Origin of the sequence: Kineosporia babensis (assembly GCF_021129305.1) — a bacterium.
Taxonomy (GTDB): Bacteria; Actinomycetota; Actinomycetes; order Actinomycetales; family Kineosporiaceae; genus Kineosporia; species Kineosporia babensis.
Genome location: NZ_JAJOMB010000008.1, coordinates 248,335 through 272,425, shown reverse-complemented (window position 1 = coordinate 272,425; position 24,091 = coordinate 248,335). Strand labels below are relative to the sequence as shown.

21 protein-coding genes are annotated in these 24,091 nt (G+C 68.4%); 11 read left to right on the top strand and 10 right to left on the bottom strand.

Going from position 1 to position 24,091, the window contains the following annotated elements:
- Window positions 1–179 precede the first annotated feature (179 nt).
- The 3 genes from LR394_RS17420 (at window position 180) to LR394_RS17410 (ending at window position 3,515) form a co-directional block, all read left to right on the top strand.
- Window positions 180–884: a LytR/AlgR family response regulator transcription factor gene (locus tag LR394_RS17420; RefSeq protein WP_231443165.1), complete on the top strand. Its 705-nt coding sequence runs from the start codon at window positions 180–182 to the stop codon at window positions 882–884.
- Window positions 885–1,085: 201 nt separating this feature from the next.
- Window positions 1,086–3,047 carry an acetate--CoA ligase gene (acs, locus tag LR394_RS17415; protein WP_231443163.1) on the top strand — a complete coding sequence of 654 codons (1,962 nt, stop codon included), beginning with the start codon at window positions 1,086–1,088 and terminating at the stop codon, window positions 3,045–3,047.
- 72 nt (window positions 3,048–3,119) lie between these two features.
- Window positions 3,120–3,515 (top strand): VOC family protein, encoded by a 396-nt coding sequence (locus LR394_RS17410; RefSeq protein WP_231443160.1) that lies wholly within the window; start codon window positions 3,120–3,122, stop codon window positions 3,513–3,515.
- Window positions 3,516–3,521: 6 nt separating this feature from the next.
- Here LR394_RS17410 and LR394_RS17405 read toward each other — a convergent pair whose 3' ends face one another.
- Together LR394_RS17405 and LR394_RS17400 are read right to left on the bottom strand one after the other, a co-directional pair.
- Window positions 3,522–4,286 carry a hypothetical protein gene (locus LR394_RS17405; protein ID WP_231443158.1) on the bottom strand — a complete coding sequence of 255 codons (765 nt, stop codon included), beginning with the start codon at window positions 4,284–4,286 and terminating at the stop codon, window positions 3,522–3,524.
- Entirely contained in the window at window positions 4,286–4,807 is a 522-nt protein-coding gene (locus LR394_RS17400) for a SigE family RNA polymerase sigma factor (RefSeq protein ID WP_231443156.1), read from the bottom strand. Before LR394_RS17400 ends, LR394_RS17405 begins: the two co-directional genes overlap by 1 nt.
- A gap of 488 nt (window positions 4,808–5,295) precedes the next feature.
- Here LR394_RS17400 and LR394_RS17395 point away from each other — a divergent pair, with 488 nt between their 5' ends.
- Complete coding sequence (locus tag LR394_RS17395; protein ID WP_231443154.1) at window positions 5,296–5,961, top strand: TetR/AcrR family transcriptional regulator; 666 nt, start codon at window positions 5,296–5,298, stop codon at window positions 5,959–5,961.
- 25 nt (window positions 5,962–5,986) lie between these two features.
- Entirely contained in the window at window positions 5,987–6,976 is a 990-nt protein-coding gene (locus tag LR394_RS17390) for an aldo/keto reductase (protein ID WP_231443152.1), read from the top strand.
- Window positions 6,977–6,986: 10 nt separating this feature from the next.
- On the opposite strand, the gene LR394_RS17385 is transcribed toward LR394_RS17390, so the two are convergent.
- A complete protein-coding gene (locus LR394_RS17385) occupies window positions 6,987–7,904 on the bottom strand; it encodes an aldo/keto reductase (protein WP_231443150.1) in 918 nt (305 codons plus the stop codon).
- A 45-nt stretch (window positions 7,905–7,949) separates the two neighbouring features.
- The gene (locus LR394_RS17380) at window positions 7,950–8,744 is read right to left on the bottom strand and encodes a helix-turn-helix transcriptional regulator (protein WP_231443148.1); all 795 of its coding nucleotides are present in this window, start codon (window positions 8,742–8,744) and stop codon (window positions 7,950–7,952) included.
- A gap of 110 nt (window positions 8,745–8,854) precedes the next feature.
- Between LR394_RS17380 and LR394_RS17375 the strand changes: the two genes are divergently transcribed.
- Window positions 8,855–9,292: a DUF2000 domain-containing protein gene (locus LR394_RS17375; protein WP_231443146.1), complete on the top strand. Its 438-nt coding sequence runs from the start codon at window positions 8,855–8,857 to the stop codon at window positions 9,290–9,292.
- Between the two features lie 175 nt (window positions 9,293–9,467).
- Here the strand turns inward: LR394_RS17375 and LR394_RS17370 are convergent, their stop codons facing one another.
- The 5 genes from LR394_RS17370 to betA all read right to left on the bottom strand — a co-directional run bounded on the left by LR394_RS17370 (window position 9,468) and on the right by betA (window position 18,229).
- Entirely contained in the window at window positions 9,468–11,918 is a 2,451-nt protein-coding gene (locus tag LR394_RS17370; protein ID WP_231443145.1) for a GcvT family protein, read from the bottom strand.
- Between the two features lie 218 nt (window positions 11,919–12,136).
- Complete coding sequence (locus LR394_RS17365) at window positions 12,137–13,108, bottom strand: ABC transporter substrate-binding protein (protein WP_269329296.1); 972 nt, start codon at window positions 13,106–13,108, stop codon at window positions 12,137–12,139.
- Window positions 13,109–13,135: 27 nt separating this feature from the next.
- Window positions 13,136–15,088: an ABC transporter permease subunit gene (locus LR394_RS17360; RefSeq protein WP_231443140.1), complete on the bottom strand. Its 1,953-nt coding sequence runs from the start codon at window positions 15,086–15,088 to the stop codon at window positions 13,136–13,138.
- Complete coding sequence (locus LR394_RS17355) at window positions 15,085–16,074, bottom strand: quaternary amine ABC transporter ATP-binding protein (protein ID WP_407937072.1); 990 nt, start codon at window positions 16,072–16,074, stop codon at window positions 15,085–15,087. Before LR394_RS17355 ends, LR394_RS17360 begins: the two co-directional genes overlap by 4 nt.
- 448 nt (window positions 16,075–16,522) lie before the next feature.
- Window positions 16,523–18,229 (bottom strand): choline dehydrogenase, encoded by a 1,707-nt coding sequence (gene betA, locus LR394_RS17350; protein ID WP_231443136.1) that lies wholly within the window; start codon window positions 18,227–18,229, stop codon window positions 16,523–16,525.
- A 143-nt stretch (window positions 18,230–18,372) separates the two neighbouring features.
- Between betA and LR394_RS17345 the strand changes: the two genes are divergently transcribed.
- From LR394_RS17345 to LR394_RS17335, 3 genes are all read left to right on the top strand, one after another.
- Entirely contained in the window at window positions 18,373–19,845 is a 1,473-nt protein-coding gene (locus LR394_RS17345) for an aldehyde dehydrogenase family protein (protein WP_407937071.1), read from the top strand.
- 87 nt (window positions 19,846–19,932) lie between these two features.
- Window positions 19,933–20,754 carry a DUF805 domain-containing protein gene (locus LR394_RS17340; protein WP_231443131.1) on the top strand — a complete coding sequence of 274 codons (822 nt, stop codon included), beginning with the start codon at window positions 19,933–19,935 and terminating at the stop codon, window positions 20,752–20,754.
- Window positions 20,755–20,960: 206 nt separating this feature from the next.
- Window positions 20,961–21,365: a DUF805 domain-containing protein gene (locus LR394_RS17335; protein WP_231443129.1), complete on the top strand. Its 405-nt coding sequence runs from the start codon at window positions 20,961–20,963 to the stop codon at window positions 21,363–21,365.
- Window positions 21,366–21,459: 94 nt separating this feature from the next.
- On the opposite strand, the gene LR394_RS17330 is transcribed toward LR394_RS17335, so the two are convergent.
- Window positions 21,460–22,245: an IclR family transcriptional regulator gene (locus tag LR394_RS17330; RefSeq protein ID WP_231443127.1), complete on the bottom strand. Its 786-nt coding sequence runs from the start codon at window positions 22,243–22,245 to the stop codon at window positions 21,460–21,462.
- Window positions 22,246–22,404: 159 nt separating this feature from the next.
- Between LR394_RS17330 and LR394_RS17325 the strand changes: the two genes are divergently transcribed.
- Window positions 22,405–22,740, top strand: coding sequence for a bifunctional 3-phenylpropionate/cinnamic acid dioxygenase ferredoxin subunit (locus LR394_RS17325; RefSeq protein WP_231443126.1), 336 nt, complete (start codon window positions 22,405–22,407; stop codon window positions 22,738–22,740).
- A gap of 37 nt (window positions 22,741–22,777) precedes the next feature.
- Window positions 22,778–24,001 carry an NAD(P)/FAD-dependent oxidoreductase gene (locus LR394_RS17320; RefSeq protein ID WP_231443124.1) on the top strand — a complete coding sequence of 408 codons (1,224 nt, stop codon included), beginning with the start codon at window positions 22,778–22,780 and terminating at the stop codon, window positions 23,999–24,001.
- The last annotated feature ends 90 nt before the right edge of the window (window positions 24,002–24,091 follow it).

Here is a 24,091-nt window from a genome sequence, read left to right as displayed (position 1 = left end):
TGGAAATTCATAGGTTCACAGGCGCACGGAGCGTCCCTACTCTGGGACGTATGGCAACGGCGCCTGGGAACGTGACGGTTATTGGTCGGGTGCGAACGGGTCCGCGATGGACTCATCCCCCGGACCCGGCTCCGCTACGGGCACTGATCGTGGATCCCGACGGAGCGGCACTCGCTCGGATGACCCAGTTCTTCCGGGCCGATCCGCGGATCAGTGCGGTCCGCACCACGCGCAATCGCGCTGGTGCCCTGCAGATCCTGCGCGACGACCCGGTGGACCTGCTGGTCTGCGACGTGTCCACCCCTGGCCTGGACGGGCCGCACCTGGCTCGCGCCCTGGCCCGGATCGACCGGCATCCGCATCTGGTCTTCACCGTTCCGGCCCGGGCGCACCCACCGCGCTCGTTCGAGCTGGACTCGGTGGAGTACGTGGACAAGCCGGTGACGGCCGAGCGGCTGGCCGAGGCGGTGCGGCGCACGGTGGCGTCCTGTGCCGACGAGACGATCGCGGTGGAGCTGGCCGGGGTCACCCGGTTCATCCGGCGCTCGCAGATCCTCTTCGTCCAGGCCCAGGGTGACTACGCGCGGCTGCACACGGCCAGTGGCAGCCATCTGATCCGGGTTCCGCTGAGCACCCTCGAAGAGCGCTGGGAACCGTACGGCTTCCTGCGCATCCACCGCAGCACGATGGTCGCGCTGCCCCATGTGGACGAGGTGCGCACGGTCGGCGGTCGGATGCGGGTACGGCTGCGGGGGCGCACGCTCCAGGTCAGCCGGCGCCAGGGCCGGCACGTGCGAGAGGTACTGCTGGCCGGAACCGCCGGCGAGCAACCCCGGCGCCCGGCCGAACCGCCCACCCGCAACCGGATCGCGGACGTCGGCTAGAGACCAACGGCCCGGCAATTCCGCCAGCGGCGCCACGGACGGGCCGAACGGTACGAGGAACCGGCCGAACGAGCTGTACAACGGGACAGGTCAGGCCCCTTCGGGCGGGCGGACCTGTCCCGTCCCATGTCGCCGGAGGCCGCGGACGTTTAGGGTCAGGGTGATCACGACCACACGAGCCTCATGCGAAGAGGGGATCCGATGACGGACGAGACCCTGTCGAACCTGCTGCACGAGGAGCGGCGGTTCCCGCCCGAGAAGGCGTTCGCCGACGCCGCCCTGGCCCGGCCCGAGCTGTACCAGGCCGCCCAGCAGGACCGGCTGGCCTTCTGGGACGAACAGGCCCGGGCGCTGACCTGGGAAACCCCGTGGACCCAGACCCTGGACTGGTCGAACGCGCCGTTCGCCAGGTGGTTCGTCGGCGGCACCCTGAACGTGGCCTACAACTGCGTGGACCGGCACGTCGAGGCGGGCAACGGCGAGCGGGTGGCGATCTACTTCGAGGGCGAGCCGGGCGACACCCGCGAGATCACCTACGCCGAGCTGCAGCGCGAGGTCTCCAAGGCCGCCAACGCGCTGCTCGGGCTGGGGGTCGAGGCCGGCGACCGGGTGGCGATCTACCTGCCGATGATCCCCGAGGCGGTGATCTCGATGCTGGCCTGCGCCCGGATCGGCGCGGCCCACTCGGTGGTCTTCGGCGGTTTCTCGGCCGAGGCCCTGCGCAGCCGGATCGACGACGCCGACGCCAAGCTGGTGATCACCTCCGACGGTGGCTACCGCCGGGGCAGCCCGTCGGCGCTGAAGCCGGCCGTGGACGCGGCGGTGGTGAACACCCCGTCGGTGCAGAAGGTTCTGGTGGTGCAGCGCACCAAGCAGGACGTGGCCTGGAACGACGAGAAGGACGTGTGGTGGCACGACGTCGTCGACAGCGCCTCGGACGTGCACGCGCCGCAGGCCTTCGACGCCGAGAACCCGCTGTTCATCCTGTACACCAGCGGCACCACAGGTAAGCCGAAGGGGATCCTGCACACCTCCGGCGGCTACCTGACCCAGACCTCCTACACCCACCGCAACGTGTTCGACCTGCGGCCGGAGAAGGACATCTACTGGTGCACGGCCGACATCGGCTGGGTCACCGGGCACAGCTACATCGTCTACGGCCCGCTGGCCAACGGGGCCACCCAGGTGATCTACGAGGGCACCCCGGACACCCCGCACAAGGGCCGGTTCTGGGAGATCGTGCAGAAGTACAAGGTCACCCAGCTCTACACCGCGCCGACCGCGATCCGGACGTTCATGAAGTGGGGCGACGACATCCCGGCCTCGTTCGACCTGTCCAGCCTGCGGGTGCTGGGCTCGGTCGGCGAGCCGATCAACCCCGAGGCCTGGGTCTGGTACCGCAAGCACATCGGCGGCGACCGCACCCCGATCGTGGACACCTGGTGGCAGACCGAGACCGGGGCGATCATGATCAGCCCGCTGCCCGGGGTCACCACCGCCAAGCCCGGTTCGGCCCAGGTGCCGCTGCCCGGGATCGGGGTGGACGTGGTCGACAACGACGCGAACCCGGTGCCCAACGGCTCGGGCGGTTTCCTGGTGCTGACCGAGCCCTGGCCCTCGATGCTGCGCGGGATCTGGGGTGACCCGGAACGCTACAAGGACACCTACTGGTCGCGGTTCGACGGCATCTACTTCGCCGGGGACGGGGCCAAGAAGGACGAGGACGGCGACATCTGGCTGCTCGGCCGGGTGGACGACGTGATGAATGTGTCCGGCCACCGGCTGTCCACCACCGAGATCGAGTCCGCCCTGGTCTCGCACCCGAAGGTGGCCGAGGCCGCGGTGGTCGGGGCCAGCGACGAGACCACCGGCCAGGCGGTGTGCGCCTTCGTGATCCTGCGCGGCGACGCGGGTTACGACGAGTCGCAGGCCGAGGCGGTGATCACCGAGTTGCGTAACCACGTGGCCAAGGAGATCGGCCCGATCGCCAAGCCGCGGCAGGTGATGGTGGTGGCCGAGCTACCGAAGACCCGCTCGGGCAAGATCATGCGCCGGCTGTTGCAGGACGTCGCCGAGAACCGGACCGTGGGTGACGTGACCACGCTGGCCGACTCCACGGTGATGGACCTGATCAAGAAGGGTCTGGGGTCCTCCTCCGACTGAGGAGGCACCAGAACCGAAAACGAGGGACGTGGGTGCGCACCCACGTCCCTCGTTTTCGGCAATGATCGTCGGATGGAAAACCGCGGACTGCTGCACCACGTCGAGCTCTGGGTACCCGATCTGACCCGGGCGGTGGCCGAATGGGGCTGGCTGATGGGGGAACTGGGGTACCAGCAGTTCCAGGACTGGCCGGCCGGTCGTAGCTGGAAACTGGGCAGCACCTATCTGGTTCTCGAGCAGAGCCCGGCCCTGACCGCGGCCGCACACGAGCGGCTGCGGCCGGGCCTGAACCACCTGGCCTTCCACGCCGGCACCCGCCAGCAGCTGGACGAGTTGCTGGCCCAGGCGCCGGAGCAGGGCTGGAAGCCGCTTTTCGGGGAGAAGTACCCCTTCGCCGGCGGTCCCGACCATTACGCCGGATACCTGGAGAACACCGACGGCTTCGAGGTGGAACTGGTGGCCGGGTAGCCGGGTTCAGGTGTCGGTGCTCTGCTCGAACGACCAGACCCCAGCGCCGTCGGCACTGTCGCTCCACTCCACGGTGCGGTCGGAACCGGGTACCAGATAGGCCTTTCGGCTGACCGAGTAGATCGAGTAGGCCTGCTCGTCGGCGGTCAGCTCGAGCTGGAAGGCCTGCTTCTCGTCGTCCGGGTCGCAGGCCTCACCGGCGATACCACCCTCGAGGACGGTCATGCAGATCGTGTCGGCCTCGCTGCTGACCAGGTCGACGATCTGCCACTGGCCGGAACTGCCCTCGACCGGCTGCAGCAGCCACTGCCCGCGCCAGTTCGGCCCGCCGCCCGGATCGAGGTCCTTGCTGCTGCGTTCGAGGTCGAACGTCCGGTCCTGCCAGTCGTTGTTGAGCATGCGCTTGCCGTCGCTCAGCGGGGGAGCCCAGATCCAGTACTGGGCGGCCTCGCTCAGCTGATCGGTCTTCGGCGCGGCGGCCGCGGAACTCGGCGCATCGCTGGGGGTGGAAGAAGACGCGGTGGGCTCGGGGTCCAGTGGCGCAGTGGTTCCGGACGGCGTGCCGGACAGGCTGTTGCTGCTGTCGTGCAGCACCGTCGTGGCGCCTCCAGCCACCAGAGCGACGACACCGAAGGTGGCCACCCCCAGCCCGATTCGCCGCGTGGTGCGCTTGCGCTCACCTCGGCGCCGCAGCTCGGCCGCGGAGGGAAGCCTCCCGGCGTGATCGGCGATCGCGTCCAGATCTCGCATCCGGTACTCCACCTCGTCCATCAGTGCTCACCTCTTCCGCGGTGCATCGGCGAAGCGGATGCGCCCAGCTCGGTCTTCAGTGCCGCCCGCCCACGCGACAGCCAGGATTTCACGGTGCCCTCGGTGCTCTTCATCTCGGCCGCCACCGCACGCACCGGCAGGTCGGCGATGAAGTGCAGGACCAGGGCCTGACGCTGCTTGGCCGGGATCTTCTGCAGGGCCTGGACCAGCATCACCCGGTCCGGCTCGGGTGCCATCGCCAGCGGATCGGTGTACTGGTCGCGGCGGTGGGCCACCAGTCGGTTGCGGGTCTTGCGCCAGCTGCTCACTGCCACGCGCATCGCCACGGTGCGTACCCAGGCCTCGGGGGAGCCGTAGCGCTGCACGGTGTCCCACCGTTGCCAGGCCCGGGCGTAGGCCTCGGCGATGGCGTCCTCCGCGGCGCTCAGATCGCCCGTCATCACGTAGACCTGGCCGAGCAGCCGCCGGGACGAGCTGGCGTAGAAACTGTCGAAATCCAGATCCGCGTCGCTCGAAGGCACTCTGCTCACCTCCCACCCTCTGATTCCTGTCGCATGCTGTTCACGCCGATGAACACGCCCCACCCCGGGCCCCGGTTGCGGTGGCGGCGAAACTCCTCGATCGCCCCCAGCGTTTCAGCCGGGACAGGTGAACGCCGCGGTAGCGGAGGGCTCACCGTGATCCGGGTCACATTCGATTCAGTCTGGTCAGGTGTCCAGAATTATCTATGACAGTCGTCAAGGAAAATGTTCCCGGATGGCTGAGAGTGTTGCTTTTCCCTGGGTGAAAGCAGCTTTCGTATCGGCCAGGACATTGTTTTCTCCGGTGATTCCCGAGAACGCTGCGATGGGTGAGGTCCGAGATATGGGTAAAACCCACACCGCGTGCCGCTTACCGCCGGACCGGTCGGCGGCTGTACCGAGGCGACGGGATATCCGCACGCCGCTAGGGTGCGGGAAGAACGGGCGGAGCCGGACGTACGCAAGCGCGAGATCCCACGGGGGAGACAGTGGCTGAGCCTGCAGAACGACCCACCGCGGCGGGAACGGCGATCCCGGCCCGCCGGGACGGCCGGGGGCGAGGGGCCAAATTCGAGCAGCGCCGGGCCGAACTGGCCGATGCCGCGCTGAAAACGTTGTCAGAACTGGGATATGCCCGCACCAGTCTTCGCGAGATAGCCCAGAATTCCGAGTTCTCCCACGGAGTCCTGCATTACTACTTCGTGGACAAGGTCGACCTGATCACCCAGTGCGTGCGGCAGTACAAGGGCCGCTGCATGCGCCGTTACGACCCGATCATCGCCACCGCCGGCAGCGCCGCGCAGCTCCGCCACGAGTTCTCGCTGGCGATGGCCGAGTCGATGGTGCAGGACGCCGATCTGCACCGGCTCTGGTACGACCTGCGCTCGCAGTCGATGTTCGACCCGGCGTTCCGGGCCGACGTGGCCGCGATCGACGCCGGGCTGTGCGCGATGACCTGGCGGGTGGCCACCCGGATCGGTGAGCTGGCCCAGGTCTCGCCGCCGTTCGGCCCGGAGGTGACCTACGGGCTGATGGACGGGCTGTTCCAGCAGGCACTGCTACGGCACTGTGCCGGGGACGCTGCGGCCGCGGATTACCTGATCATGGCGATGGACGAGGTGATGGCCCGATTCATGCCCCTGGCGCCGGTGTGACCCGGAGGGCCTATCGTTGCGCATCATGGAAAAGCGAACCCTGGGCCGGACCGGCCGCAGCGTGGGAGTCGTCGGCCTGGGCGCGTGGCAGCTGGGAGCCGACTGGGGTTCGGTGAGCTCGCAGGACGCGTTGGCCACCCTGCACGCCGCCGTCGAGGCCGGTGTGACGTTCATCGACACCGCGGACGTGTACGGCGACGGCCGTAGCGAGAAGATCATCGGCCAGTTGCTGAAGGAACTGCCCGACGCCGGGCTGACCGTGGCCACCAAGCTGGGCCGCCGGGCCGAGCCGTTCGAGCCGGCCACCTTCACCAAGGACAACATGAAGGCCTGGGTGGACCGCAGCCGGTCCAACCTCGGCGTGGACACTCTCGACCTGGTCCAGCTGCACTGCCCGCCGACCCCGGTGTACTCCAGCGACAAGGTGTACGACGCGCTGGACTCGATGGTCGCCAAGGGCCGGATCGCGGCCTACGGGGTGAGCGTGGAGACCTGCGCCGAGGCGATCACCGCGATCGCCCGGCCGAACGTGGCCACCGTGCAGATCATCCTCAACCCGCTGCGGCAGAAGCCGCTGGAGCAGGTGCTGCCCGCGGCTGAGGCGGCCGGCGTCGGCATCATCGCCCGGGTCCCGCTGGCCAGCGGCCTGCTGTCCGGCCGCTACACCGAGGAGACGGTGTTCGCCGACGACGACCACCGCACCTTCAACCGTTCCGGTGAGGCGTTCGACGTGGGCGAGACCTTCGCCGGCGTGCCGTTCCGGGCCGGTGTGCGCGCGGTTCGCCGTCTGCAGCAGGCGCTTCCGGACGACGAGGGCACCCTGGCCCAGACCTCGCTGCGCTGGATCATCGACCAGCCCGGAGTCAGCGCCGTGATCCCCGGCGCCCGCTCACCCGAGCAGGCCCGGGCCAACGCCGCCGCCGCCCAGCTGCCCGAGCTGAGCGACGACGTGCGCGGTGTGATCCGGCTGATCTACGACGAGGACATCCGTCCCCTGGTGCACAACCGCTGGTAAAACTCAGGCTCTACGCCGAGGCCGTGGTGAGATCGTCCACCTCGGCCTCGGTCAGCTTCAGCTCGGCGGCCGCCAGCAAGGCCGGAAGCTGTTCCACGGTACGGGCGCTGGCGATCGGGGCGAGCACGTTCGGCCGGCTGAGCAGCCAGGCCAGTGAGACCGTGGTGGGCGTGACGCCGTGCGCCCCGGCCACCCGGTCCAGCGCGTCCAGCACCCGGAAACCGCGCTCGTTCAAGTACGTTCCGGCCCGATCCCCGCGCTCGCGGCCCGCCACATCGCTCACCGTCCGGTACTTGCCGGTCAGGAAGCCACTGGCCAGCGAGTAGTACGGGAACAGGGCCAGGTCCTCCTGGGCCAGCAGCGCGGCCAGCTCACCTTCGACCACCTCGCGTTCCATCAGGTTGTAGTGCGGCTGCATGGCCACGTAACGGGCCACCCCGAGCTGGTCGGAGATCCGCAGCGCACTGGCCAGCCGCTCGGTGCTGAAGTTGGACGCCGCCAGGTACCGCACCTTGCCCTCGGTCACCAGCTCCCCGAAGGCCGCCGCAGTCTCCTCCTGCGGCGCGTCCGGGTCGTCGTAGTGGGCGTAGTACAGGTCGATGTAGTCGGTCTGCAGCCGCCGCAGCGAGGCCTCCACGCTCTCCCGGATGCTGTCCCGGGTCAGCCCCTTGAGCTTGGTCGCGATCACCACGTCGTCGCGGCGCTTGCGCCGGGCCAGCCAGTTGCCGATGATCGTCTCGGACTCCCCGCCCACGTTGCCCGGTACCCAGTGCGAGTACCCCTCGGCCGTGTCCACGAAGTTGCCCCCGGCCGCGGTGTACGCGTCCAGCACGGCGAACGACTGCTGCTCGTCGGCGGTCCACCCGAACACGTTCCCGCCCAGGCAGAGCGGATGAACGTCCAGGTCGGTGCGGGGGATCAGGCTCACGAATTACCTCCAGGTCAGCCGGGCACTACGCAGGGCGACATCAATCTATGCCCGGGCCGTGCGGAAGCGGCCGGGGGTGGTGCCCAGCATCCGCCGGAAGTGCCGGGCCAGGTGGGACTGGTCGTAGAAGCCGGCCAGCACGGCGGCCCGGGCCGGGGGTTCGCCGGACAGCAGCAGGTGCCGGGCCTTCTCCACCCGGCGCCCGGTCAGGTACTGGTGCGGTGGCATGCCGAACTCCCGGGTGAAGGCCCGGACCAGGTGGGTGGGATGGCTGTGCAGGGTCTGGGCGGCCGTCTCCAGGGCGATGCCCTCGACCACGCTGCCGTCCAGCAGGTCGCGCAGGTCGTGGGCCAGGCTGCTGCGGTGCTCCAAGTTGGCCACGGTGCCGCCCAGCGCGGTCTCCAGGCGCTCGCGGATCAGGGCGAGGCGGCTGGCGGCCTCCAGGTCTTCGGTGCGCCGGCTGAGGGCGACATTGAGTTGGTGCACGCGGCGGTGCATGAAGGGGTCGTCGAGCGACGGGGTACGCCGGGCGGCGTCCACCAGGCCGGGGCTGAACTGCGATTCCGACAGGTAGATCACGCGCTTGCGGAAGCCGTCCGGGCCCGCGGCGCGGCCGTCGTGGGGTACGCCGGGCGGTAGCAGGGTGACCATCGAGGTGAGCACGCCGTGCTCGTGGCGGCCCAGGTGGTAGCGAACCACCCCCGCGTCGAGCAGCATCAGGGTCCACGACTCGTGCGCGTGCATGGGGTAGGAGTGCTGCTGGAAGCGGGCGTGCAGCACTTCCAGGACGCCGTGGACGCCTGGTTGCCACGCCTTCAGTTCCGGCGCCTCACCCGCCATGCAAAGAACGTACAAGAGCAGAGGACGAGTGCGGCGGCACGATCGCTGGTGTGAGTCTTACTGAATTGAGGACTGGGGGCACCTCCCGGCCGCCTAGCGGCTGGGGGACGGTGAGCCCCGACGCGGACCGCGAACCGATTCGCTTCGACACCAAGATCGCAGTGCTGCTGCGCGAGGACCTGGCCTCCTGGCAGCGCCTCAACGTGTGCGCCTTCCTGGTCAGCGGGATCACCGCCGGGCAGCCGGAACTCGTCGGCGACGCCTACGCGGACGCCGACGGCACCGGCTACCTGGCGATGCTGCGCCAGCCCGTGCTGGTGTTCCAGGGCGGCAAGGACGTGCTCACCGCCGCGCACGGTAGGGCCCTGGGCCGCCGGCTGCCGATGTCGATCTTCACCAGCGAGCTGTTCAGCAGCGGGAACGACCGCGACAACCGGGCGGCGGTCGCGGCCGTACCCACCGCAGAACTGGACCTGGTCGGCCTGGCCGTTCACGGCCCGAAGAACGCCGTGGACAAGGTGCTCAAAGGTGCCGTCATGCATCCTTAGGAAAAACGAGCTAGGGAGTGTCTTGGAAGTCGCTGCCGTAGCGAGGAGGTGCCCGGTGGTCGTCTGGCAAGCCGTTGGGACGCCCTCGTAGCGGTGTTCTACGTGGGCGTCCCAACGGCGCAGTCCAGGCGGCCACCGGGTGCCCCGCAGTAGGCATGGACTTCCAAAACACGACCTAGCCGCGCAGGCGCTTCATCTCCGGGTCGAACAGCGGTTCGGCGGCCACGGTGGCGGGTAGACGTCGGTCGAAGTAGCCGATCTCCACCCGCTGCCCGGGCGCCGACAGCTCGGCCGGAAGCCAGGCGTAGGCGATCGGGGCGTTGATCGTGTAACCGTACGCCGCGCTGGTGACGTAGCCGACGCAGGCATTTCCGTCGAAAACCGGCTCCTTGCCCAAGGGCTGGTCGTACGCGCCGGTCTCCGGGACGTTCAAAAGCAGGCAGGTCAACCGCCGCGCAACCTGCTCCTGGCGCGCCACCACGGCCTCGCGGCCCAGGAACGACTCCTTCTGCAACCGGACCGCGAAGTCGACCCCGGTCTCCCAGGGGTCGTGCTCAAAGGTCATGTCCGTGCCGAACGAGCGGTAGCCCTTCTCCAGGCGCAGGCTGTTGAACGCCCCACGCCCGGCCGCGATCAGCCCGTGCTCCTGACCGGCCGCCCACAACGTGTCCCAGAGCTTCTGGCCCTGGTCCGAGGTGGTGTACAGCTCCCAGCCCAGCTCTCCGACGTAGGACAGCCGCAACGCGGTGACCGGCACGTGCCCGACCCGGATCTGCTTGCCCCGGAAGTACTTCAGGCCCTCGTTGGAGATGTCGTCGGCGGTGAGCGGAGCCAGTACGTCCCGCGCTCGCGGCCCCCACAGCCCGATGCAGCAGGTACCGGCCGTGATGTCCCGAACCTGGGTGAGCCCGTCCGCCGGCAGATGCCGGTTCAGCCAGGCCTCGTCCAGGGCGCCGTTCGCGCCGACCTGGTATCGATCCTTCCCGAGCCGCGCGATGGTGACGTCGCTGCGGATCCCGCCGTCCTCGTCCAAAAGCAGCCCGTAAGTCACTGAACCGATTGACTTGTCCACATTCCCGGTGAACATCTGCTGCAGAAACGCGGTGGCCCCTCGGCCGGTGACCTCGAGCCGTTTCAGCGCCGTCATGTCGAACATCGAGACGTGCTCGCGGGTGTACTGCGCCTCGGCGGCGACTATCGGCGACCAGTAGCGCGCGGCCCAGGCATCCGGAACCGGCGCCGGATATCGTTCCACCAGAGAGGCATTGGCCCGGTACCACTGCGGCCGCTCCCAGCCCGAGGCCTCCAGGAACATCGCTCCCAGTTCCTGCTGCCGGTGGTAGAACGGCGTCACTCGCAGCGGCCGTGGCTCCTCCATCGGCTGCAGCGGGTGCTTGATGTCGTAGACCTCGACGAAGTTCTGGCAGTCCCGCATCTGTACGTAATCCGGTGTCAGCTGGTGCTTCTCGAACCGGTTGACGTCGCACTCGTGCAGGTCGAAGCTTGAGCAGTGGCCGTCCACCAGCCATTCCGCCATCGCCGCGCCGACCCCCGCCGAATGCGTCACCCAGACCGCCTCGGCCACCCAGAAGCCCTCCACCTCGCTCGAGGGGCCGAGCAGTGGGTAGTCGTCGGTGGTGAACGAGAAGATGCCGTTGATCCCCTCGCCCACCTCGCAACCGCCCAGATCGGGCAGCAGGCGCTGACTCTCGGTCCAGGCCGGGGCGAAGTCCTCGGGAGTGAACTTCAGTACCGAGGGCATGTCCTCGGCCTCGTCGACCGAGAGGATCTCCTCGGGCGAGACCGGCATCGGGCGGTGGCCGTAGTAACCGATCCCCAGACCCTCGAAGTTCTCCCGGTAGTACAGGTCGGCGTCCTGGTGACGCAGGATCGGCCGGGTGGCCTCTTCGGTGGAACCCGCCAACGAGGGGACGGGGGTGGTCCAGGCGAGCTGATGGCCCAGTGGGGTGAGCGGCAGCTCCATTCCGACCATGGCGGCGATCTTCGGGCCCCAGAAACCGGCGCAGCAGACCACGATGTCGGCCTCGAGGTCGCCCTGATCGGTGCGCACGCCGGTGACCTTGCCCTCGGCGGTGAGTACGTCCAGCACCTCGTGCCGGTCGAGCACCGTGACTCCGCGCGACTTCGCCCGCCGCAACTGGGCTTCCACCGCCCGCACGGCCTTGGCCAGGCCGTCGGTGGGCAGGTGCAGGCCGCCGAGCACCAGCTCCGGATCCAGCATCGGCCACAGCGCGGCGCACTCGGCGGGGGAGAGCACCTTGGCCTTGATGCCCCAGGCGGTGGCCCAGCCGGCCCGGCGGTGCAGCTCGGCCAGTCGCTCGGGGGTGGTGGCCACCTCCAGACCGCCGACCTGGAGGAAGCACGGCTCGCCGTCCAGATCCAGCGACACCAGCTTCTCCACGGTGTACTTCGCCAGCAGGGCCATCGTCTTGGACGGGTTGGTCTGGAACACCAGGCCGGGGGCGTGCGAGGTGGAGCCGCCGGGCCGGGGCAGCTCACCCTGCTCGACGACGGTGACTTCGCTCCAGCCGCGGCTGGAGAGTTCGTCGGCCAGGGCGGCGCCCACCACACCGGCTCCGATGATGACGACCCGCGGTCCGGTCATGGACTGCCTCCAGGGAAGGGGTGCGTATTACGCAACTCAGATCACCACGCGCAACATGACTGTCCATCGTCGGAGGCGACCCGTCAAGAGCCAAGTACTGCGCAAGTGCCACCGGAGAGCCCAAAGGCTGGTAGACGTCCAAAATTATTGCTGGGTAACTCAATCGGAACATGCAAAAGGGGGTGACAGCCCTCGGCTGCCACCCCCTTCGCGGAGCCCTACTTGATCCAGGCCTCGACCTTGTCCGGGTTCTCCTCCACCCACTTCTGGGCGGCGGCGTCGTAGTCCATCTTGTCTTCCGAGATGTACTTGGCCACCAGGTTCTGGTCGTCGTTGGTCCAGGAGAAGTTCTGCACCAGATTCGCGGCCGGGCTGCCGGAGTCCATGAACTCCTTGCGCGCGAACTTCAGCAGCGGGGTCTCCGGGTAGTCGCAGGCGACCTTCTCCGGGTCGGCGTCGCAGCCCTCCTCGTAGGCCGGCAGGTCCACCTTGACCAGCGGCACCTCGGCGAGGAACCACTGCGGCGAGTAGAAGTAGCCCAGCAGCGGCTCCTTCTTCTCCTCGGCCTGGCGGAAGGCGGTGATCAGGGCCGCCTCGCTGCCCGAGTACACCACCTTGTAGTTCAGGTCGAGGTTCTTCACCAGGGCCTCGTCGTTGGTGACGAACGACGGGTCACCGTCCAGCAGTTGACCCTTGCCGCCGGACTCGGAGGTCTTGAACAGGTCGGCGTACTTGTTCAGGTTGTTCCAGTCGGTGATGTCGGGGTACTTCTCCTTCATCCACGGCGGGACGAACCAGCCGATCTGGCCGACATTGCCGCTCTCCCCGACCTTGACCGCGACCTTCTGGTCCTCGACGTACTGCTGCTCGAGTTCCGGGTGGCCCCAGTCCTCCAGGATCACGTCGATCTCACCGGAGGCGAAACCCTGCCAGGAGACCTCTTCCGTAAGGTCTTTGGTGTTCACCGTGCAGCCGAGCTCTTCCTCGGCGACGTACTTGACCACGGCCACGTCGGCCTCGAAACCGACCCAGGGGTTCACCGCCAGGTTCACCGTGCCGCAGTTCTCGCCGGAACCGGAGCCCCCGCCGTCACTGCCGGACTCGATGGTCTCGCCGCCGCAACCGGACAGGAACAGGGCAAGCACTGCCGCCCCGGTCACGACCCTCCTGGCCTTCACGTTCTCTCGCAAGATCTTTCATCCTCCTGATGAAGTGGTTCAGGCGTTGCGCCGACGCTCCGCGGCCGCTTGGGTGATCCGGTTGAGCATGATGCCCAGCACGACGATGGCCAGGCCCGCGGTCAGGCCCTTGCCGAACAGCTCGCCCTGGGAGAAGCCCGCCACCACGTCGTAGCCCAGCGCGCCCGCCCCGACCAGGCCACCGACCACGATCATCGCCAGCACGTAGCAGATGCCCTGGTTGGCGGCCAGGACCAGGGCCGGGCGGGCCATCGGCAGCTGCACCTTCCAGATCGTCTGCCAGGTGCTGGAGCCGGAGGCGATGGCGGCCTCGACGGCGGTGGGGGAGACCGCCACGATGCCGTCGGCGACGATCTTGATCACCACCGGTGCGGCGTAGAGCACCGCGGCCAGGATCGCGGTGAACCGGCTGGCCGCGAACAGCGCCAGGAACGGCACCAGGTAGACGAACGGCGGCATCACCTGCAGGGCGTCCAGCACCGGCCGGATGATCAGGTCGGCGCGCGGGCTGCGGGCCATCCAGACCCCGACCGCGACCCCCAGCAGCAGGGTGGCGGCGGTGGCCAGCAGGGTGGCGGCCAGCGTGGTCATGCTGTCCTGCCACAGGCCGCTGAGCACCAGGCCGGCCACGCAGAAGGCGGTGACCACGGTGGCCTGCAGGTTGCCGAGCAGGAAGGCCAGGGCCAGCAGCAGTGCCGCCACCAGCCACCAGGGCGACTCCACCAGCAGGGTCTGCAGCGGGTCCAGCAGCAGCGCGGTGGTGGTGTCCTTCAGCCAGCCGGTGAGGTCGGAGAAGGTGCTGGTGACCCAGTCGGAGAAGGTGCTGCTGAGCCGGGCGATGTCGTCACCGATGGTGGAGCCGGTGGAGAACTCGGCGGCCCAGACGTAGGTGCGGGAGAGGTAGACGCAGAACAGCGCGGCCAGGCCGGCCCCGATCAGCAGGGGCCGGCGCCAGCGGGGCTGCTGCTGCACCGGGGCCCGGCGGCTGGCCGCGGTGGTCAGCCGGTCCAGCACGATCGCCATCACCACGATCGCCAGGCCGGCGTTGAACGAGGTGCCCACGTCCAGGGTCTGCAGCGCCTTGAGGATGGTCTTGCCCAGGCCGGGCGCGTCGATCAGGGCGGCGACGGTGGCCATCGAGAGCGCGGCCATGATGGTCTGGTTCAGGCCGAGCACCACGGTGCGCATCGACATCGGCAGCAGCACCCCGACCAGCCGCTGGAAGCCGTTGGCGCCGAGCGACTCCGAGGCCTCCACACTGGCCCGCGGCACCGAGCGGATGCCGTGCGCGGTGTAGCGCACCGCCGGGGGCAGCGCGTAGACCAGGGTGACCAGCGTGGCCGAGGCCGGGCCGATCAGGAACAGCAGGGTGAACGGGGCCAGGTAGACGAAGGTGGGCATGGTCTGCAGGAAGTCCAGCACCGGGCTGAGCACCGCATGGACCCGGTCGGACAGACCCGCCCAGATACCCAGCGGGATCCCGATCAGCAGCGCCAGGAACACGGCCGAGAGGGTGAGGGCGAGCGTCTGCATGCTCTCCTCCCACAGCCCCTGCAGGCCGATGAAGGAGAACCCGGCTACTACCAGCAGGGCCACCCGCAGGTTGGCGAAGACCAGGGCGAGCAGGGTCAGGATCGCCACCACACCCAGCCAGCCGATGATCGGTACCGGCCGGCCGTAGCTGGGCTGGGCGATCAGGTCCTGGAAGAAGGTGGTGAGCGAGCCGACGAAGGCCCGGATCTCGTTGAAGAAGTAGAGGAAGAGCGGGCTCTCGTTGCGGTTGCTGGAGACCCAGCGGTTGACCTCGTTGAACCAGCGGTGCAGCGCGGTGGTGTCGGAAGGGACCAGCGAGAGGGTGTGCGTGCCCCGCAGGATCGCCGCCAGCACCACGAAAACACCGACGACGGCGACGATCAGCCGGCCCCGGCCGGGACGGGTGAAGGCGGCCCGGGAGGCCGTCAGCACGGTCACCGGGCGCCCGCCACGATGCTGAGAATCTCGTCCTGGCCGACGATTCCGAGTAACTTTCCGTCCTGCACCACGCGCACCGGCCGATGACTCTCCAGGACCACCCGGGTGGCGTCGCGCACCACCACGTCGGGACCGAGTTCCGGGCCCTCGTCGGGATCGGCGTCGGTGACCGGGCGCATGATCCAGCGCAGCGTGAGCACGTCACCCTTGGGCACGTCGGAGACGAAGTCGCGCACGTAGTCGTCGGCCGGCCGGGCCACCAGCTCGTCGCCGGTGGCGATCTGCACCGGCTTGCCGTCGCGCATGATCAGGATTCGGTCGCCCAGTTTCAGCGCCTCGGACAGGTCGTGGGTGATGAACACCATGGTCTTGCCCAGCTCGCGGTGCAGCCTGATGACCTCGTTCTGCATGTCCCGCCGGATCAGCGGGTCCAGCGCCGAGAACGGCTCGTCGAACAGCATCAGGTCGGGTTCGACGGCCAGCGCCCGGGCCAGGCCGACCCGCTGCTGCATGCCGCCGGAGAGCTGGTCGGGGTAGGAGTTCTCGTAGCCGCCGAGGCCGACCAGGTCGATCACCTCACCGGCCCGCTGGCGGCGCTCGGCCTTGCCCGCGCCGCGCACCTCCAGGCCGTAGGCCACGTTGTCGATCACCCGCCGGTGGGGCAGCAGGCCGAAGTTCTGGAACACCATGGAGAACTTGTGACGCCGCAGGTCGCGCAGGCGTTTCGGGTCCGCCTCGAGGAGGTTCTCACCCTCGAAAACCACCGATCCGGCGGTCGGCTCGATCAGCCGGGTGAGACACCTTACCAGGGTGGACTTCCCGGAGCCGGACAGGCCCATCACCACGAACACCTCACCGGGCGCGACGTCGAAAGAGACGTCCCGCACGGCAATCGTGTTACCCGTGCGTTGCATCAGGTCCCGGCGGGAGAGCCCGCACAGTTCCTGGTTCTGCGGCACGGCAGCGGCTTTCGGGCCGAACACCATCCACAGGTCGCGGACCGAGATCAGCGGCGACCCGGCGCTCGGTGCGGGACCCGGGTCGCTGACCCGGTCCTGACTGCTCGGGGCGACGGTGGCCATTGCCTCTCCTGAATTTCTCTAGGACGCTTTCGCAGAACTGGCGCACCGCTGAAAGTTGCGTATGCCGCACTTCGATTCTTGCCGAGGGACACACTGTGCCCGGTGAGCGGTCATGGTCAAGGTATGCCGTCGTTTCGGTGCGGTTAATCGAGCCAAACCCGTATGTGCGGCTTGCCCGAGACGCCCAATTGTGACTTCCGGCGGGTTGACAATCGATCGACACTCGGTCATGACTCGCCGGTCACCGCCATCCTGCGCCTTCTGGGTCGGCAGGGACGACAGAAAGCGCCGAGCGGCCTCGGGGTGCGTGGTGAAAGCGGGTTGAGAAATGTTGAAGAAGCGGACGGCCGGGTTAAGCCGTGTGCTTTTCGTCCAGCTGCTGAATCTGGTGCCGGTAGAACGGGGCCGGCTCGGCCGGGAGGGCGGCGTTTCCCCGGATCAGGTCGGCGGCCTTCTCGGCCAGCATGATGACCGGGGCGTAGATGTTGCCGTTGGTCACGTAGGGCATCGCCGAGGCGTCGACCACCCGCAGGCCGGGAACACCGTGCACGCCCATCGTCAGCGGGTCCACCACGGCCATCGGATCGGTGCCGAGCTTGGCCGTGCAGGAAGGGTGGTAGGCGGTTTCCGCGTCCCGCGCCACCCAGTCCAGGATCTCGTCGTCGGTGGCCACGCCCGGGCCGGGGGAGATCTCCCCGTCGCTGAACTCGGCGAAGGCGGGCTGGGCGAGGATCTGGCGGGCCACCTGGATCGCCTCCACCCACTCCCGGCGGTCCTGCTCGGTGGAGAGGTAGTTGAAGGTCATCGCGGGCGCCCGGCGCGGATCGGTGCTGGTGATCTTCACGCTGCCGCGGGCGTCGGAGTACATCGGGCCGATGTGCACCTGGTACCCGTGCCGGGCGGCCGGGGCGCTGCCGTCGTAGCGCACGGCCACCGGCAGGAAATGGAACATCAGATTGGGATAGGCAACGTCGTCATTGCTGCGAACGAAGCCTCCGCCCTCGAAGTGGTTGGTCGCGGCCGGGCCGGTCTTGCGCAGCAGCCATTCCAGGCCGATCGCGGGCCGGCGGTGCAGCTTCAGTGAAGGATTGAGCGAGACCGGCTGACGGCAGGCGTGCTGCACGTAGACCTCGAGGTGGTCCTGCAGGTTCTCACCCACACCGGGCAGATCGGCCACCACCTCGATGCCCAGCGCGCCCAGTTCGGCCGCGTTCCCGATGCCCGACAACTGCAGCAACTGCGGGGTGTTGATCGCTCCGCCGGCCAGGATCACCTCGCCTGCTTCCACCCGCCGCGGCCCGCTGCCGATCCTCCCCAAAGGTCCGCCGAACGGAAGTGAGCGGGTGTACTCGACTCCACTCGCGCGTCCATTGGTGAAAAGCACCTTGTGGACCAGGGAAAGGGTGCGCACCTGGAGGTTCGGGCGATTCTTGAGCACCGGGTGCAGATAGGCGCGCGCTGCGGAGAGCCGGCGGCCACCGCGGATCGTCCGGTCGAACTGGTTGAAACCTTCCTGCTGGTAACCGTTCACGTCGTCGGTCAGCGGATAGCCGGCCTGCTGAGCCGCGGCGAAGAACGCGCCGAACAACGGATTCGTGGCCGGGCCGCGCTCCAGCTCCAGCGGGCCGTCGCCGCCACGCCACTCGTCCGCCCCGGCCAGGCAGTTCTCCATTTTCTTGAAATACGGTAGACAATGCGCGAAATCCCAGGTCTGCATGCCCGGGTCGGCACCCCAGCGCTCGAAGTCCATCGGGTTGCCGCGCTGGAAGATCATCCCGTTGATGCTCGAGGAACCGCCCAGTACCTTGCCCCGGCCGTGCGAGATCCGCCGGCCGTGCATGTGGGGCTCCGGCTCGGAGCGGTAACGCCAGTCGTACAGCGGGTTCCCGATCACCATGGTCAGCGCGGCCGGCATGTGAATCAGCAGGTCCCAGGCGAAGTCCCGGCGTCCGGCCTCGAGCACCAGCACGCTGGTGCCCGGGTCCTCGCTCAGCCGGTTCGCCAGCACGCACCCCGCCGAACCCCCACCGACGATGACGTAGTCGAACCGCTCGCTCATGGACTCCTCCTGATGCAGGCCGGATATCGTTGCGTCCAGCGCACTAAGTTCCGCTCCAAGCAACAGCCACAGTGAATCATCACGATTGGTGAGGGGTCCAGATGTCTTCCGCGGATCATCAGCTCGTAGTCGGTCCGGACGGGATGCCGGTGGTGGCCGGCACGCTCTACATCGACGGCTCCTGGCTGAGCGGGTCGTCCCGCCGGGCGGTGCTGAATCCGGCCGACGGCGTTGAGTTCTGCCAGGTGGACGAGGCTTCCGCAGACGACGCGGCGAAGGCCGTGGCAGCCGCGCGCAAGGCCTTCGACGACGGCGGATGGAGCTCCACGCCGGCCTCCGAGCGCAGCGCCGTGCTTTCTCGCGTCGCTGACCTGCTCCAGGCCCACCGCTCGCAGATCGCCCGGATCGAAACTCTTGACACCGGAAAAACGTTGCGCGAGAGCGAGATCGATGTCGACGATGTGACGGCGGTGTTTCGTTACTACGCCGCGCTGGCCCTGGGCGAGGCGGGAAGGCTGGTCGATGCCGGAAATCCGGCGGTGGTCAGCCAGGTGGTCTACGAACCGGTCGGCGTTTGTGCCCTGATCGGTCCGTGGAACTACCCGCTGCTGCAGATCTCCTGGAAGATCGCGCCGGCTCTGGCCGCGGGCTGCACGATGGTGGTAAAGCCCAGTGAGGTCACCCCGTTGACGACGCTGGTCCTGGTGGGGCTGCTGGAGGACGCGGGGGTGCCGGCCGGGGTGGTCAACCTGGTTCTGGGTGCCGGTGGGGTGGCCGGGGCCGCGCTGGTCGAGAGCGACGACGTGGATCTGGTGTCGTTCACCGGTGGGCTGCAGACCGGGCGCACGATCATGCGTACGGCGGCCGAGTCGATGAAGAAGGTGGCGCTGGAGCTCGGCGGCAAGAACCCGAACATCGTCTTCGCCGACGCCGATCAGTCGGCTGCGGTGGACGCCGCGCTCACTGCCGTGTTCCTGCACGCCGGGCAGGTCTGCTCGGCCGGCACCCGGTTGCTGCTGGAAGACAGCATCGCCGACGCCTTCGTGGCCGAGCTGGTGCGCCGGGCCTCGTTGATCCGGATCGGCCCCGGCCTCGCTGAGGACTCTGAGATGCCGCCGCTGGTCTCGGCCGAGCATCTGGCCAAGGTGGAGGAGTACGTGCGGGTCGGGCTGGCCGAGGGAGCGCGGCTGCTGACCGGCGGCACCCGGCTCGCCGAGGACCAGAGCGGCTACTACTACCGGCCCACGGTGTTCGTGGACTGCCGGCGCGACATGCGGATCGTGCAGGAGGAGACCTTCGGGCCGATCGTCACCGTTGAGCGGTTCACCAGCGAGGACGAGGCGGTGTTCCTGGGCAACGACACGCGCTACGGCCTGGCCGGTGGGGTGTGGACCAGCGACCGCGGCCGGGCCCGGCGGGTGGCGGCCCGGTTGCGGCACGGCACGGTCTGGATCAACGACTTCGGTCCGTATTTGCCTCAGGCCGAATGGGGTGGATTCAAGCTCTCGGGTACCGGCCGCGAGCTCGGGCCGTCAGGCTTGGCGGAGTATCGCGAGGCCAAGCATGTGTACGAGAACACCGAGCCCGCGGCCCAGCACTGGTTCGCTGCCCGGTAAGTGAGTGTCAGGGCTGGTCAGAGGGTGCTAGTTTCGCGGTTCCGTGGCGATTCGCCCGATCGGTTCCTCTAGGCCTGGAGAAGCAGAGTGTCGTTCCAAGACGCCGTGCAGACGGTGCTCACCAAGAAGTACATAGACTTCAGCGGGCGCGCCCGGCGCTCGGAGTACTGGTGGTTCGCTCTTTTCAGCTCGCTGGTCGGCTTCGTCGCCGGGTTCATCGACGGGCTCCTGGGCATCAATGTGATCAACTGGATCGTCACTGCGGCCCTCTTCCTGCCGAGCCTGGGTGTGGCGGTCCGCCGGCTGCACGACACCGGCCGTTCGGGCTGGTGGCTGCTGCTGTGGATCATCCCGATCATCGGCTGGATCGTGCTGTTCGTCTGGATGGTGTCGGACAGCAAGCCGGGTAGTAACCAGCACGGTCCCAACCCCAAGGAAGACGGCGGCTGGGGCGGTCAGCAGGGTTATGGCCAGCAGGGGTACGGCCAGCAGCCCGGCTACGGCCAGCAGCAGGCTTACGGTCAGCAGCCCGGTTACGGGGAGCAGCAGGGCTACGGTCAGCAGCCTGGCTACGGCGGTCAGCCTTCTTACGGGGGTCAGCAGGACCAGGGTGGGTACGGCCAGCAGCCCCCCTATGGTCAGCAGCAGCCCGGCTACGGTCAGCCGCAGCCCGAGTACGGCCAGCCTGGTCAGTACGGCCAGCCGGGCCAGGGTCAGGGTTATGGCCAGCCTGGTCAGCAGGGTCAGCCTGGTTACGGGCAGCCGGGTCAGTACGGGCAGCCGGGCCAGGGCCAGGGTTATGGCCAGCAGGGTCAGGGTTACGGCCAGCCCGGTCAGTACGGGCAGCAGCCGGGTCAGTACGGCCAGCAGGGCCAGCAAGGTCAGCAGGGCAACGGCGAATGGCGTTGATCCGCTGACGCGACTTCGGTGCGCCGCTTCCTTCTCGGAAGCGGCGCACTGTTCTTTTGTCCGGCCGATCGAGGACGTTTGTACGCACTGAACGCCTGATGCCCGAGTTGCGGGATTTACTGAAGATCATAATCTTCCGACCCAAGGCCGGCAGGCACCGGCGGCCGGTCCCGCTTCCCCGTCATCCGACCGTTCAGGAGAGCAGCGTGTCGTTCAAAGACGCCGTGCAGACGGTACTCACCAAGAAGTACGCCACCTTCAGCGGCCGGGCCCGGCGCTCGGAGCTGTGGTGGTTCTGGCTCTTCAGCTTCGTCGTCGGCATCGTCGCGAGCATCATCGACCAGGTGATCGGCTCGCCGATCGTGCAGGCGATCGTCACCCTGGCGTTCCTGATCCCCTCGCTGGCCGTCGGCGCCCGCCGGCTGCACGACACCGGCCGCTCGGGCTGGTGGCAGCTGATCAGCATCATCCCGCTGATCGGGTTCATCGTGCTGGTGGTGTTCTGGGTCCAGGACAGCCACCCGGGCGAGAACCAGCACGGCCCGAGCCCCAAGGGCGGCTTCGTCCCGCAGGCCGGTCCGCAGCCCGGCTGGGGTCAGCAGCCGCAGTAGGCCGTGAACGAACGGTTGCGCCGCCTTCCGTCAAGGGAGGCGGCGCAACCGTTTTTGCGCTCAGCGGTCGGTTCCGGAAACCCGGACGAAACTTTCAGGCTCCGTAATACCCTAGGCGGCTGCTGATTTCGGCTGCACCGGCGACCAGCTTCTCGGCGACCTCCTCGAAGGAGTCCGGTGTGAGACGGAACGAGGGCCCCGAGGCGCTGACCGCCGCGGCCACCCGGCCACCACCGTCCCGGATCGGTGCGGCCAGCGCGGTCAAGCCGATCTCCAGCTCCTCGCTGGTGCAGGCCCAGCCGCGGCGGGCCACCTCGTCCAGCTCCCGCAGCAACTGCTGCGGGTCGGTGGTGGTGTTGTCGGTGAGCGGTTCCAGTGTCGATTCCAGCACGGCCTTGCGGGCCGTCTCGTCGGCGAACGCCAGCAGCACCTTCCCGCTGGACGTGGCGTACAGCGGGGTGCGCCGGCCGATCCAGTTCCGGGTCATCACCGAGGCGTTGCCGTACTCCTGCAGCACGTTGACCGCCGCGTCGTCCTCCATGATCGCGATGTTGACGGTCTCGCCGAGCTCGTTGGCCAGCCGTTCGCAGACCTCGCGGCCCTCGTGGCTGACCTCCAGCCGGCCGGTGGTGGCAGCGGCCAGGCGCAGGATGCCCAGCCCCAGGCGGTACTTGCCGCGGTCTCCGATCTGTTGCACCAGGTCCCGCCGGTCCAGCGCGGTCACCAGGCGGAAGGCGGTTGACTTGTGCACGTCGAGCTCGGCGGCCAGTTCGGTCACCCCGAGCTCACCGTGCTTGGCCAGAAGGTCGAGGACGGACAGGGCCCGGTCGACGGACTGCACTTGCGAGGCGTCACCTCCGGAGCGGTTCGTTTCCCCCATGTAAGAAACCATAGCTCCCTGCCAGTAACCCCGTTATGTCTTGACGCGTGGGCCGCGTCGGCCGCACGCTGTTGCTTATCGCACTTCGCGTTGTGCAAGACGCAACAAATCAGCTAGATCCACCCCCCTCCAAGTCCTTCGTATGAGAAGAGGCCTGCCGTGATTCGGGTCTGTGCGGTCGGGGAAATCCCCGAGGGTGAAGCGGTTCGTGTCGAACACGGGCCGGACGGCGTACCGGTGGCGGTGTTCCACGTCCGCGGCGAGTACTACGCCATCGACGACACCTGCACCCACCAGGACGCGTCGCTCACCGATGGATACGTCGAAGCGGACGACTGCGCGGTCGAGTGCCCGCTGCACGCTGCCTGCTTCAGTCTGCGCACCGGGGAGCCGAGCGGTCCGCCCGCCCGGGTGCCGGTGCGGACACATGCCGTGGTAATTGAGAACGGACATGTGTACGTGCAGCTGCAGCCGGCCGCGGTGCCGGTCGGCTGAGGCACGTAGTCGCACGCAGACGCGGGAGCAGAAGGTCATGACCGAGCATTCGGACCTGGAAGTCGTCGCCGTGGTGGGGACGGGGCTGGCCGGGTTGTCGTCGGCGCGGGCGCTTCGGGAACTCGGCCACAATGGCCGGATCGTGCTGATCGGCGACGAGAAGCACGACCCGTACGACCGTCCGCCGCTTTCCAAGGCGTTTCTGGCCGGGGAGTGGGACCCGGAGAAGATCTCGCTGGGGCTGCCCACCGATGCCGGCCTGGATCTGGACTGGCGGCTCGGGCAGCGCGCGGTCGGGCTCCGGCCGGGCGAGGCGGGCGGCTGGGTGGTCGTCCTGGACGGCGGCGACGAGGTCCGGGCGGACGGTGTGGTGATCGCCACCGGTGCCCGAGCCCGCAAGCTGCCGTCCGAACGTCCGCTGTCTGGTGTACATACCCTGCGCACACTGGACGACGCGCTGGCTCTCAAGGCCGAGCTGAGCCCGGGGGCCCGGCTGGTGATCGTCGGCGGTGGTTTCATCGGCGCCGAGATTGCCTCCACTGCAGTGTCTTTGGAAGTCGATGTGACGGTGGTCGAGGTGGCTCCGGCGCTGTTGGCCGGTCCGCTCGGCGCCGAGGTCGGTGCGGCCATGGCTGCTCTGCACGAGTCCAACGGTGTGAAGGTTCATACCGGGGTGGGGGTCTCGGCCCTTGCCCCGGATCCCGAGGAGCCCGACTGGGTCGGCGCGGTGGTTCTGGCCGACGGGCGGGAGATTCCGGCCGACGTCGTGGTGGTGGGCATCGGCTCGGAGCCCAACACCGAATGGCTCGAGGGCACCGGTCTGCTCGGTCCGCAGGGCAGTCTGAGCGGCGGGGTTCTGACCGAAGAAGACGGCCGGACTGCGCTTTCCGGAGTGGTCGCGACCGGCGACTGCACGGCTTTGCACCATCCGTTCGCCGGGCGGGTGATGCGGCAGGAGCACTGGACTCACGCGGCGCAGCATCCAGCCCAGGCGGTAGCTGCGCTGCTGGGCGTTCCGGCGCCGCCGGTGGCTCCGGCGATGCGGGTGCCTTACGTCTGGTCTGAGCAGTACGGCCAGAACTTCCAGTTCGCCGGGCATCATCAGCCCGGCGACGAGACCGAGGTGGTGGACGGCGATCTGGCCGGACCCGCCTTCACCGTGATCTATCGGCGTAACGGGCAGCCGGTAGGGGTTTTCGGTGTCGGCCAGCCCAAGGTGTTCGGTCGCTGGCGGCGCGAGCTGGCCAAGTTGCTTCCCTGATCCACGCCGGCGGCCGGTTCGAGTGAGCGGACCGGCCGTCTTCGGCGAAGTTCGTGTGACCTCCCGTGACCGGCGGGAAACAATTCCCGG